1 protein-coding gene is annotated in these 812 nt (G+C 61.9%); it reads right to left on the reverse strand.

Annotated elements, in window-relative coordinates; all coding sequences use genetic code 11:
• The coding region (locus ACXJ7R_RS34895; RefSeq protein WP_457155768.1) for a fatty acid desaturase at positions 1 to 808 on the reverse strand (808 nt) is incomplete at its 3' end.
• Between the last annotated feature and the right edge of the window lie 4 nt (positions 809 to 812).

Raw genomic sequence — 812 nt, forward strand, 5'->3', positions numbered from 1 at the left:
TCCGCAGCCATTCGTCGCGACGGTCGCGAAACAGTTTCGGCAGCCGGTACCAGGCCACGGTCGGGCTCTTGTGGTGGACGAAATGCAGATTGTTGTTGAGGAACAGGAACGACAGCGGCGAGCGCTCGACGATCACCGTGCGGCCCTCCGGGTGTTCGGACCATTGATGCTCGGCGAAGGTGCGGATCGAGATCAGCGATTGGCCGAGCCAGACCGGTACCAGGACGTAGAGCCACAGCGGGATGCCGAAGCCGAACTGCACGATGGGCATCACGATGGCGAGGCCGATCGCATGCAGCAGCCACGCCTTGCGGATCGCCTTGTCGCCAGCGATCATGTGCCTGGCGTCGTCGATGAAGAAGCCGACGCAGGACAGCCAGGGGCCGAGCACGAAGCGGCCGGCCATAGTGTTGTTGATCTTGAGCAGGAATTTCACAGTCGGCGGCAAGTCGTCATGCTGCCAGAGCGCCTGGTAGTAGCTCTCCGGATCGTCCAGCGGATCGGTCAGCCGCTCATCGGCATGATGGCGCAGATGAATGGTCTTGAAGCGGCGGAACGGCCAGACGAGACCGATTGGCAGGAAGACGAACGCCTCATTGATCCGCGCATTGCGCGTTGGATGACCGTGCAGCACTTCGTGCATGATCGACGATTGCAATGCGGCGGTGAAGGCCAGGACGGCGAGCGCGGAGATCGGGTAGGATGGCCAGAGCAGGAAGCCGGTGGCGAACCATGTTGCGTAGCAGAAGAATGCGAGAGCCACGGTCGGCCATTCGATGGCCGGTACGCTACGCTGTCTGATGCTCATGCTA

The organism is Mesorhizobium sp. P5_C1 (assembly GCF_054049815.1).